The following is an 11,925-nucleotide window of genomic DNA, read 5'->3' on the forward strand; positions in this document are numbered from 1 at the left end:
CTTTTTGTTGTTGACCAGCCCATGTATATACAATCTGATGAATTAGAAGTGTTTTATCCTAAAAAAATACAGTTTTCTGGACATGTCACTATGAAACAAAATAATAATATTTTAACGTCCGATAAACTAATAATATCATGTAACAAAAAAAATGAGTTATTATATAATACACTGTATGCCTGTGGTCATATTAATTATCACAACAAACATATTGTATTAACAGGATCCCATGCTTGGATTGATTTATATAATAAAAACGTTGATATTCATCACGGTACATATTATTTATTAACACCACATATTTATGGTACAGCAAATTCTATAATGCAACGAAAAAACAATCGTTACACTATCATTAAAGAAGGAAAATGTACTTCCTGTATGGCAGATGATAATTACTGGAATATAACAGGATCAGAAATGATTTATGATAATCATAAACATAATATAGATATTTGGAATGCTTGTCTCAAAATAAAAACAATACCAATATTCTATAGCCCCTACCTATCATTATCCTTACATAAAAATAATGTTTTAAGACGCTATATACCTAGTATTAAATACAGTAGTAAATATGGATTAATCTTTAAAATACCGTGTCCTATTAATTTCTCAAAACATTACTCAGGAAGTATTTCCCCATTTTACACATCTAACCTAGGAATACAATTAGAAACAGAAATCCACTATTCATTGAAACCAGGAACTGGATTATTAATTTTAGATATCATAAACAATGACAAACTATATAATAAAAATTTTTCCAAAAATTACTACAACAAACATTGGCAATTATATTGGAAACACAATGGTATCATGAATAAAAAATGGCATTTTTGTTCTAATTACATTTCATCCACAGGATCTGATAACTATATTGAACATTTCAACATACCAGCAGTACACACATACCCTCACAATGATCATATAAATCAAAAAATTCTATGTAATTATAGTAATAAAAATTGGAACGCTAGCTTAGCTTATTTTGGTATTACAAATATTCCAACCAAAGCGGTTCAAAATAACTGTAATTACAATGCAACACCGCAACTAGAATTAAATTCATATTATTACACAAACATTAAACACAGACCATTTAATTTAAAATTATTTCATCAACTAACACAATTTACACCTACAAATTATTATTTCCCAAAAACAATCAGAATACACACGGAACCAACTGTAAATTTCTCAATAAATGATTACTGGGGTAATTTTAATACTGAAGCAAAACTAATAATAACACATTATCAACAAAAAAATATAAATCACTACAATACAACACAATGCTCAAACTATCATTTACAAAATATAGTCAATCGTATTATTCCGCAATTTAAAATAAACGGGAAAATGATTTTCAAAAAATCAACACATATTCCAAAAAAATATAAACATTTTTTAGAACCAAAATTACAATATTTATATATACCGTATCGTTTTCAAGACAACATCGGTATGTATGATACTGACATCATGCACATAGATCATAAAAAATTATTCCATGAGAATACATATAGTGGATTGGACCGTATTTTTCCTGTTAATCAAATTACGGGAGATATCACAATGCGATGTTTTAAGAAAAAAAAAGAAATTTTTTACGCATCTATAGGTCACATTTTTAACTTAAAACAATGCAATTCTAAATATTGCACAACAACCCAACGCACAATGCATAAAATTTCCGATAATATCCTATTGTTTTCAGGACTTGGACATTGGACTATTAATGACCATTGGAAAATAAACACTGAAATGAAATATGATATGCAACATCACGCATTATCTTTTGGAACTCTAATATTAGAATATAAAGGAAAAAATAATCAAATATTACAAACAAATTATCGATATACTAGTAAACAATATCTCGTAAAAATACTATCAAATATCAACGAACCAATTTACCAGAACACAATTGCGCAACTCGGTATTCTTGCTGGATATCCCTTAATCGATCATTGGAAAATAAATTGTTCTTATTACCATAATCTCAAAACTAATCAAACCATTGATCAAACAATAGGGATACAGTATTATACTCCGTGTTGGGATATAAATATAGCTTGCGAACGGAAAATTATTAATTGGAATAATCAATTAAATCATAATACATATGATAATAAGATACGATTAGATATTAAAATATATAGTTCTACAACAGATTTTAAGTCGAACTCATATAAAATGTTGAATATAGGTACCCTACCATATCAACATACATTTTGAGTTGATATCCCACATTAAATTAAAATACGTCCTTACAACAAAACATCATTAATTATATGAAATTTTGGAAAATATTAACTCTAATATCTATATTACAAACAAATGCTGTTTTTGGAACGTTAAAAACACTAGATAGAATGGTAGCATTAGTAAATCATCATATTATATTAGATAGCGACATAAGAAATAATATCTATATGTTTCATAATAACATATATAACGTTAATAACGATATCTCACAAAATATTATCTATTACCAACAAATCTTAAATCAATTAATCACGGATCACCTCATTCTTCAAGTCGCTACTCAACAGAATATCAATATTGAGTACAATAAACTTGATCAGATGATTAATTGTATTGCACATCTATATGGTATGACACTAGATCAATTTCGTCTACATTTACATAATATTGGTTTAAATTACGAAAAATATTATTCACAACAATATCGAGAACTCCTTAAAAAAAGTATATGCGATAGTGTTCTTTATTATCGTTCTAATATATTAATGCATGAAATAAAAAAAACTTCCAAAGAATCAAATACTGTTAACGTGAATAAACAATTTAAATTACGACATATTACATTTTCATTGCCAATACAACCCGCTCAAAGTCAAATAGATAGAACAAAAGATTTTGCAAGGTTATTAATTAAAAAAAAAGCATCTAATAACAATATTAAAGAATTAATGAATACATACTTTAATAAAGAGATCATTCAAATAATCAAAGTACAAGAAACAGAATGGATATCATGGAAAGATATACCTATGATTTTAGATAAACATTTACAAAAAGCAAAAAAAAATGATATTATCGGCCCAGTTGTATCTTATGATGGGATACATATTATAGAAGTACAAGATATGCGCTACAAACAAACTATATTTCCTATAACCAAAATCAAAGCAAAAATATTTACTATAAAAAATTCACATAAAAATGCAAACATAATAGAACAGCTTCTACAAACTAAAGAACACATCGAAAAAAGTAATACTACAGATGATATGATTACTAAAAAATCACAAGATATACATATTAATCAGTATGAAGAAAACATAATATATCAGGATTTAGACGATTTTGACCCATCAATTCGCAGAGTTTTAGCTTCTTTAAAAAGAAATGAAATTAGTATACCAGTATATACTTCTAATGGGTGGCGTTTAATTCAATTAATAGATATATCTATTTTAGATTATAATGAAATAATGTATGAACGTACTTACTTATATTTATTAAACAAAAAATTTGATGAAATTATGAAAAACTGGATTCAAGAATTACGATCTGCATCATATATTAAGATTATTAAATAAAAATGATTAAAAAAAATAAACAATTCCAACGAATTGTTATCACTACAGGCGAACCTGCTGGAATTGGCCCTGATATAGTCATCATGAGCGCGCAGAAAAAATGGCCCGTAGAATTAGTTGTATGCGCAGATCCCAATTTATTATTAGATAGAGCAAATCAAATCAATTTACCTCTAAAATTACGCTCTTATCACTCTAAAAAAATAACCACTCCTTGCCTACCTGGAGAACTATCCATATTAAAAATATTACTTCCAAAAAAATCCATACCCGGTCAATTAAGCATTGATAACAATAACTACGTTATCAATGCTTTAACTCGAGCATCACAAGGATGTTTAAACGGAGAATTTGCAGCATTAGTCACTGGACCTATACATAAAGCTATTCTTAATAAAGGAAACATAGAATTCTATGGACACACTGAATTTTTATCTCAAATCAGCAAATGCAAAAAAACTGTAATGATGTTAAGTAACAATATACTACGTGTTGCTTTAGCCACTACTCATGTACCTATATTATCTGTTCCAACAATGATTACTCAACAATCTCTCTGTAATACTATTTCCATCCTTGCTAAAGGACTTAAAAAATACTTTAATATTCCATGCCCTATAATTTATGTATGTGGTTTAAATCCACATTCTGGAGAATCTGGTTATATAGGAAAAGAAGAAATCAAAATTATTATACCCGCTTTAAATATTTTAAAAAAAAACATTAATTACAAAATAATAGGACCTTTACCAGCTGATACAATATTCCAACCAAAATACATCCAACATGCAGACGTAATACTAGCAATGTATCACGATCAAGGATTACCTGTTCTAAAATATGCTGGGTTTGGTAAATCAGTAAATATTACTTTTGGATTACCTTTTATTAGAACTTCTGTAGATCATGGTACCGCCCTTGACCTATCCGGAACAGGAACGGCTCTACCTAATAGCATGATTATGGCGATTACAATCGCAATTAACATGATAAATAATATCAATGAAAAAAAAATACTATAACAATCATTTCATACAAAAAAAATGGAGCCAAGTATTCCTTAAAGACCAAAATACTATTGACACTATCATTAAAACTTTCAACCCCAAAAACCATCAAAAAATAATAGAAATTGGACCTGGATTAGGCGCATTAACCAAAGAAATTTTAAATATTGTTGATCCCAATTCTTTAATATTAATAGAACGTGATTTCAATTTAGTCAAAAGACTAACTCAAATGTTTAATAAAAAAATTAACGTTGTATATCAAGATATAATGAGAATAAATTTTTTTGATTTATCACACCAAGTTGGACAAAAATTACGATTAATAGGAAATTTACCCTATAATATAGCCACAAAATTAATCATATATTTGTTCAAATATATTAATGTAATTTACGATATGCATTTTATGTTTCAGAAAGAAGTAGCTAGACGACTTTACGCAAGCCCCAATAACAAAGAATACGGAAGATTAAGTGTAATAGCACAATATCATTGTAAAATTATTCCATTGTTAAAAATACCAGCAACTTCTTTTGTTCCTATACCAAAAGTAGAATCTATAATAGTACATTTACTCCCTCACACAAACACTCCTTATCCAATAATTAATATCAAACAGCTCTCTTTGCTTACAAAATTAGCATTCAGCCAAAGACGAAAAACTCTTCGCAATAGCCTATCCATACTCTTTGATGAATCAGAAATAAAACAAGAAGGAATCAATCCAACATTAAGAGCAGAAAATATAACTATTTCCCAATATTGTATATTAACAGCTATGCTAAAAAATAAATTAAACTTACCATCTATATGATATTGTCATCAACATTCATAATTATTTATAATTGTATTTAAAAAAAATGTTTTTTTATATATATTACATTTATAAATATATTAATAACTTGAATATTTTAATAATTAAATACACAATAGTGTAAAATTTTTTAAAAATGAAGTAGCCGTCATTTTAATTCACTGCTCTTTGTTAAAAAACTTTTGTTTATGTTTTATAAACAAATTAACTTTATAAAAGATCTCTTCTTTTAAGAGAAAGATCTTCATTTAAATAAGAAATATAAAAAATAATAATCATATATATTGGACTAATTTTTATTTTAAAAAACACCTATAATCGCATATGTCTACTTATTTTATTGGAGACATCCACGGATGTTATAAAAACTTAAGCACTATACTAGAACTTGTGTGTTTTAACCCCAATATTGATACTCTACATTTAACTGGAGACTTAATTGCTAGGGGTCCGAACTCATTAGAAACCTTACGTCTCATTCATGCCTTTAAAAAAAGTGCCCACCTGGTATTAGGTAACCATGAATTACATTTATTAAAAATATATTTTGGAACAAATCACAAAACACATAAAGATTACTTTGATGCTATATTAAATGCTCCAGATCTAGAAGAATTAATTCATTGGTTACGTCATCAACCTATGCTATATATAGATGAGGATAAAAAAATTTTAATGGTTCATGCAGGTATTAGTCCTAACTGGAATATTAACAATGCTAAAAAATATGCTAAAGAAATAGAAGAAATTTTAGCCAGCAATTATTCTTATCTACTTTTTAAAAAAGATATACATAATAATGATGTAAATTTATCTCATTTACATCAGATAAACACTGAAAAATTAAAACAAATACAAGAAAACATCAATGTATTTACGCGAATGCGTTATGTTTATATCAATGGTCAATTAAATTTAACATATAAAGGCACTCCCAAAAACGCTCCAAAAAATATATATCCATGGTTTTATTTAACTAAATTAGTTAATCCAACATATGATATAATCTTTGGTCATTGGGCATCATTGACAGATATACAAATTCCATCTGGTATTTATGGATTAGATTCTGGTTGCTGTTGGGGAGGATCTCTTACCTTATTGAGATGGGAAGACAAAAAAATTATACGTGTACCGTGTACACCACCTGCTTAATTATTAAAAAAATAAATACATATAAAATCACAAATAATTATTTATACATACTCTACACAGACTAAAAATAAATTAGAATTATTAAAAATTACATTTTAATCCATCGTCCTTTTTAGACAATTCATATCAACTATTAACATCAAAATATTAGTATCCACTGACATAAACACTTTTCATAACTCACTATAATATATTCATTAGCAACGTTCTAAAATTTTAAAATTTATATAATGACAAAAATCTTCGTTAACTTCATAAAAACTATCAAAAATAGATCTCCATTCTCTCATATTATAACCAGGAAACCAAACATCACCATCAATATCAATAATATTATTAATATATGTTAAATATAAGCGCTGCGCACAAGGCAAAAAAGCATTATACACTGCACTCCCCCCAATTACCATAACTTCATATGCATCTTGTACCAAAAGTAAAGCATCATCTATATTCTCCACCACAAAAACACCATTATAATTATTTATCAAATTACGACTTAAAACAACATTAAATCTATTCAATAATGGTTTCCTACCAATAGACTCAAATGTTTTACGCCCCATAATAATTGGTTTACATATAGTATGATATTTAAACCACTTAATATCTACAGGTAAATGCCAAGGAATAGCATTTTTTTTACCAATTACTCTGTTGATAGTCAATGCAGCAATCAAGCTAATAATCATATATATAACTACTTAAACACGTATTAAATTCAACAAAATATACTTTAATAACATCGGAATAATATATATACTGATACCAACCAAACTAAAAAATTAAAATTATTATAATTATATCAATAGATTATCAATTATAACTTAGTGTACTATCCTAGAATGCATATCTTGAATTGACACTACATACTCCGTAGTATCAACAGTCAATGACATAGCTGCGGCGACACTTCCATTGATTGTAGTACCATAATGAACATTATGTTGTAATGCAATGCAACATAATAATGTTGCATTGTCTTTTTTATCATCAAATTTATCTGTTAAAGTAGTGTCAACAATATAACTATATTCACCATTCTTAATTTTTTTGTAAACACATGCATGAGCAATATGTACGGGTCTAATCATTTTAGAAACCATACCAACGCTCTTTAACATTCTTGCTGTTTCATGTGTAACATCCAACATAAAACCACTTTGAATAAACTTGGTCACTAAATTTACTGCCTTATCTATATCTTTTCTAGATAATGATAATAATACATCACCATGTTTTTTCGTATCAAACTGACTACTTAATGTTGCTTTAGCAAACGCTTCTTCAAAAGTACGCCCAATACCCATCACTTCCCCTGTGGATCTCATTTCTGGACCTAATTTTGGATTAACATCAATAAATTTATTAAACGGTAATACTACCTCCTTCACTGAAAAATAAGGAGGAATTACTTCTTTTAAAATACCTTGATCCAATAAAGACTGTCCAATTATCACCCGAGTCCCAATTTTTGCTAATGCCACACCAATAGCTTTAGATACAAAAGGAACAGTACGTGATGCTCTCGGATTAATCTCAATTACATAAATCATATCTTTCTGTATTGCAAATTGTATATTGACCAAACCTTTTATATTAAATTTAAATGCTAATTTTTTTACTTGATAACGTATTCTATCTTGAATATTTTTACTCAACGTATAAACCGGCAAGGAACACGCTGAATCTCCAGAATGTACTCCCGCGTACTCAATATGCTCCATAATTCCCCCAATAAACACCTGTTTCCCGTCACAAATAGCATCTACATCTACTTCAATCGCATTTTCTAAAAACCGATCTAATAAAACTGGTGCATTATTAGATACTTTTATAGCGTTTTTAAAATAGAATAATAATTCTTTTTCATTATATACTATTTCCATAGCTCTACCTCCTAAAACATAAGAAGGCCTAACTACTATAGGATATCCTATATCCTTAGCTTCTTTTAAAGCCGAAGTTATGGAGGTAACAGTAACATTATCAGGTTGCTGTAACCCCAAACACTTTATTGCACGTTGAAATCGTTCTCTATTTTCTGTTTGATCAATTGCATCTGGAGTAGTACCTATAATAGATACCCCAGCCTCTTCCATTTCTTTAGCTAATTTTAATGGAGTTTGGCCTCCATATTGAACAATTACTCCTGTTGGTTTATTAATACGTACGATCTCTAAAATATCTTCCAATGTAATTGGTTCAAAATAAAGAACATCTGATATGTCATAATCAGTAGAAACAGTTTCAGGATTACAATTTACCATAATTACGTTATATCCGATTTCACGCAATGTTAATGCTGCATGCACACAACAATAATCAAACTCAATCCCCTGCCCAATACGATTAGGTCCTCCTCCTAATATCATAATAGTTTTATTTTCTTTATTACATTGAAATTCACATTCGCCATCGTAAGTAGAATACATATAGGAAGTATTAGTAGAAAATTCTGCTGCACATGCATCTACATGTTTATATACAGGATGTACATCATACAAACATCTTAATGAACGAATCTTGCTTTCTGATACACCTGTTAATTGTCCCAACCTTGCATCAGAAAAACCTTTCTTTTTAAGAAAATGTAACCAATGCTTATTAAGACATGATATACCTTTAAACATCACATCATTCTCTAATCGCACTAATTCTTCAATTTGAGCTAAAAACCAGCGATCAATATTAGTTAAATAAAAAATTTGTTCTAAAGACATACCGTAACGAAAAGCGTCTGCAATATACCATATTCGATTATTACTAGCATTTTTTAATTCATATACAATCACATTAAATGCTGTAGGATGATCCAAATTAACTTTAGGATCTAACCCCGTTACTCCCATTTCTAATCCACGTATTGCTTTTTGTAAAGATTCTTGTTGACTACGGCCGATTGCCATTACTTCACCTACTGATTTCATTTGAGTTGTCAGTCTATTGTTTCGTTCTGGAAATTTTTCAAAATTAAAACGTGGAATTTTAGTTACTATATAATCAATTGATGGTTCAAAAGATGCTGGAATACAACCACTCGTAATATCATTTGACAATTCGTCTAAAGTATATCCTACTGCTAACTTAGCGGCTATTTTTGCTATAGGAAATCCAGTGGCTTTTGAAGCTAACGCTGATGACCGAGATACCCTAGGATTCATTTCTACCACAACAAGTCTTCCATTGTTTGGATTCACTGCAAATTGCACATTAGCCCCACCGGTATCTACTCCAATTTCACGTAGTACCATTATTGCAGCATTTCTCATAATTTGATATTCTTTATCAGTCAAAGTTTGAGCTGGTGCCACAGTGATAGAATCGCCAGTATGAATACCCATAGGATCAACGTTTTCTATAGAACATACTATTATACAATTATCTTTAATATCACGTACTACTTCCATTTCATATTCTTTCCAACCCATTAAAGATTCATCAATTAACAGTTCATTATAAGGAGAACAATCTAATCCGTGTTTACAAAGTTTTATAAATTCTTCTTTAGTATAAGCAACACCACCTCCACTCCCTCCTAAAGTAAAAGAAGGACGAATAATACAAGGTAATCCAATTTTTTTTAAAACCATCATAGCCTCATTTACATCATGTGCAACTCCAGATCGTGCTGTTTCTAAGTTGATTTTTTTCATAGATTCTCTAAACTTTTGACGATCTTCTGCTTTATAAATAGAATCTATCGTAGCTCCAATCGTTATTATATTAAATTTTCTTAAAATTCCGTGACGTTCTAAATCTAAAGCGCAATTTAAAGCAGTTTGCCCACCCATAGTTGATAACAGTGCGTCTGGATGTTCTTTTTCAATAATCTTACATATCATTTCCCAACGAATCGATTCAATATAAGTAGCATCAGCCATATCAGGATCCGTCATAATTGTAGCAGGATTAGAATTTACCAAAATAAGACGGTATCCTTCTTCACGTAATGCCTTGCAAGCTTGTGCGCCAGAGTAATCAAATTCACAAGCTTGGCCGATAACAATTGGACCAGCTCCCAAAAGCAAAATACTACGTATATCGGTTCTTTTTGGCATATTGCACTCCCTACAACTTATTACATTAATTACGATAGTCTTTAATCAATTTAATAAAATGACTAAACAAAGATGAAGTAGCATCATGAGGTCCAGGACTAGCCTCCGGATGCCCTTGAAAACTAAAAGCAGGTTTTTTAATATGATGAATGCCTTGAAGCGTACCATCAAACAATGAAATATGTGTTATTTTTAACGTATCAGGTAAAGTGTTTTTATCGACTACAAAGTTATGATTCTGAGTGGTAATTATAACCTTGTTTTGTTCTATATCTTTAACCGGATGATTAGATCCATGGTGACCAAATTTCATTTTTACAGTTTTGGCGCCATTGGCTAGCGCCAATAATTGATGACCCAAACAAATACCAAACAATGGGATTTTAGTCGTATTTAAAAAAGTTTGGATAGAATGAATTGCATATCCATATGCATTTGGATCCCCGGGGCCATTAGCTAAAAAGATACCATCTGGTTTCATATCAATTATTTCTTGTGCTGCAGTATGCGCTGGAACTACTGTTAATAAACAACCATAGTCTACTAATATACGCATAATATTCCGTTTGACACCAAAATCATATACTACAACGCGATAAGGTAAACTCAATGGAGTAACAAATATTCCAGATTTAATATTCCAAGTACCTTGCTTCCAAATATACTGCCTAGCAGTACTTACTTCGTGAGCAAGATTAAGCCCATGCAGTCCAGGAAATGCACGAGCTTTACGTAGGGCTAATGTGGCATCAGGCACGTCACGAGCAATAATACAGCCATGTTGTATTCCTTTTTCCCGTATTAGCCGTGTTAACTTACGAGTATCTACCCCAGCAATTCCAACAACATTTTGTTGTACTAAATAAGCTGAAAGAGTCAAAGTATGACGAAAATTGCTAACAAGAATTGATAAATTACGAATAATAAGCCCTCTTACCTGAATACAAGAAGATTCATTATCAAATTCATTAGTACCAACATTTCCAATATGAGGACAAGTCAACACAACTATCTGATATGCATAAGAAGGATCAGTGATTATTTCTTGATACCCAGTCATTGATGTGTTAAAAACTACCTCTCCTACTGTTTCTCCTGCTGCACCTATGGCATAACCATAAAATCGATTACCATCTTCTAACACTAATAATGCCGGTTTCATCAAAGTACCTCTGTACTTATCACATAAGTAAACATTAAATACATAGTTTATATTTAATTTATTAAAAATGATTAGTTAAATATTAAATATTTAATTCTATTATTTTAGTTTAAAATAAAACATGTGTAAATAAAATTTACACATGTTTTAT

8 protein-coding genes are annotated in these 11,925 nt (G+C 29.5%); 5 read left to right on the forward strand and 3 right to left on the reverse strand.

Annotated features, from left to right (window positions below; genetic code table 11):
- Window positions 1-21: 21 nt before the first annotated feature.
- From lptD to GN161_RS01095, 5 genes are all read left to right on the forward strand, one after another.
- Window positions 22-2,241, forward strand: a complete 2,220-nt coding sequence (gene lptD, locus GN161_RS01075) for an LPS assembly protein LptD (protein WP_236840110.1) — start codon at window positions 22-24, stop codon at window positions 2,239-2,241.
- A gap of 56 nt (window positions 2,242-2,297) precedes the next feature.
- Window positions 2,298-3,572, forward strand: a complete 1,275-nt coding sequence (locus tag GN161_RS01080; protein ID WP_159714766.1) for a peptidylprolyl isomerase — start codon at window positions 2,298-2,300, stop codon at window positions 3,570-3,572.
- A 2-nt stretch (window positions 3,573-3,574) separates the two neighbouring features.
- Window positions 3,575-4,594, forward strand: a complete 1,020-nt coding sequence (gene pdxA, locus GN161_RS01085) for a 4-hydroxythreonine-4-phosphate dehydrogenase PdxA (protein WP_159714768.1) — start codon at window positions 3,575-3,577, stop codon at window positions 4,592-4,594.
- A complete protein-coding gene (rsmA, locus tag GN161_RS01090; protein ID WP_159714770.1) occupies window positions 4,575-5,396 on the forward strand; it encodes a 16S rRNA (adenine(1518)-N(6)/adenine(1519)-N(6))-dimethyltransferase RsmA in 822 nt (273 codons plus the stop codon). The genes pdxA and rsmA overlap by 20 nt, the downstream gene beginning before the upstream one ends.
- A gap of 324 nt (window positions 5,397-5,720) precedes the next feature.
- Window positions 5,721-6,551: a symmetrical bis(5'-nucleosyl)-tetraphosphatase gene (locus tag GN161_RS01095; RefSeq protein ID WP_159714772.1), complete on the forward strand. Its 831-nt coding sequence runs from the start codon at window positions 5,721-5,723 to the stop codon at window positions 6,549-6,551.
- A gap of 197 nt (window positions 6,552-6,748) precedes the next feature.
- On the opposite strand, the gene folA is transcribed toward GN161_RS01095, so the two are convergent.
- From folA to carA, 3 genes are all read right to left on the reverse strand, one after another.
- Window positions 6,749-7,243: a type 3 dihydrofolate reductase gene (folA, locus tag GN161_RS01100; RefSeq protein WP_159714774.1), complete on the reverse strand. Its 495-nt coding sequence runs from the start codon at window positions 7,241-7,243 to the stop codon at window positions 6,749-6,751.
- Window positions 7,244-7,378: 135 nt separating this feature from the next.
- The gene (gene carB, locus GN161_RS01105) at window positions 7,379-10,612 is read right to left on the reverse strand and encodes a carbamoyl-phosphate synthase large subunit (protein WP_159714784.1); all 3,234 of its coding nucleotides are present in this window, start codon (window positions 10,610-10,612) and stop codon (window positions 7,379-7,381) included.
- 25 nt (window positions 10,613-10,637) lie between these two features.
- The gene (gene carA / locus GN161_RS01110; protein WP_236840111.1) at window positions 10,638-11,777 is read right to left on the reverse strand and encodes a glutamine-hydrolyzing carbamoyl-phosphate synthase small subunit; all 1,140 of its coding nucleotides are present in this window, start codon (window positions 11,775-11,777) and stop codon (window positions 10,638-10,640) included.
- Window positions 11,778-11,925 lie beyond the last annotated feature (148 nt).

The sequence above is a fragment of the Blochmannia endosymbiont of Camponotus nipponensis genome (assembly GCF_009827135.1).
Classification (GTDB): Bacteria; Pseudomonadota; Gammaproteobacteria; order Enterobacterales; family Enterobacteriaceae; genus Blochmanniella.

Coding starts and splice junctions, on each gene's coding strand:
- rsmA (WP_159714770.1), top strand. CDS start 4,575: ATGAAAAAAAAATACTATAACAATCATTTCATACAAAAAAAATGGAGC.
- carB (WP_159714784.1), bottom strand. CDS start 10,612: ATGCCAAAAAGAACCGATATACGTAGTATTTTGCTTTTGGGAGCTGGT.
- pdxA (WP_159714768.1), top strand. CDS start 3,575: ATGATTAAAAAAAATAAACAATTCCAACGAATTGTTATCACTACAGGC.
- GN161_RS01095 (WP_159714772.1), top strand. CDS start 5,721: ATGTCTACTTATTTTATTGGAGACATCCACGGATGTTATAAAAACTTA.
- folA (WP_159714774.1), bottom strand. CDS start 7,243: ATGATTATTAGCTTGATTGCTGCATTGACTATCAACAGAGTAATTGGT.
- lptD (WP_236840110.1), top strand. CDS start 22: ATGTATATACAATCTGATGAATTAGAAGTGTTTTATCCTAAAAAAATA.
- GN161_RS01080 (WP_159714766.1), top strand. CDS start 2,298: ATGAAATTTTGGAAAATATTAACTCTAATATCTATATTACAAACAAAT.